This is a genomic window from Pauljensenia sp. UMB6358, from assembly GCF_030216865.1.
Classification (GTDB): Bacteria; Actinomycetota; Actinomycetes; order Actinomycetales; family Actinomycetaceae; genus Pauljensenia; species Pauljensenia turicensis_A.
Map to the genome: position 1 here is coordinate 1 of NZ_JASOMS010000132.1, position 292 is coordinate 292.

Here is a 292-nt window from a genome sequence, read left to right on the forward strand (position 1 = left end):
TAGACGTCTTTTTCAATAGTATTGACAAAATTACTGTGTAACATACCAGAAAGGGATGCGCATAGAGACAGAAATAATAACGCTAGACAAAGTGTCGTAGCTATTCGGAAATGTTGCTGAATAAAGCCCACCGCAACTTTTACCTGCAGGTTTCGAGCTATTTTTTTCGATTAGTTTGCATTCTGACACTTCCAACACTCTGTCAGCAACATCAGCTACCGCTGGGTCGTGGGTGACAGTGATTATGCATACGTCGAGTTCATGTGCTAATTCGCCGAGTAATTCAGCTATG

1 pseudogene is annotated in these 292 nt (G+C 41.8%); it reads right to left on the reverse strand.

From position 1 onward, the window contains the following. Positions 1 to 30 precede the first annotated feature (30 nt). A pseudogene (locus QP381_RS08910) lies at positions 31 to 292 on the reverse strand (hypothetical protein); the annotation flags it as partial.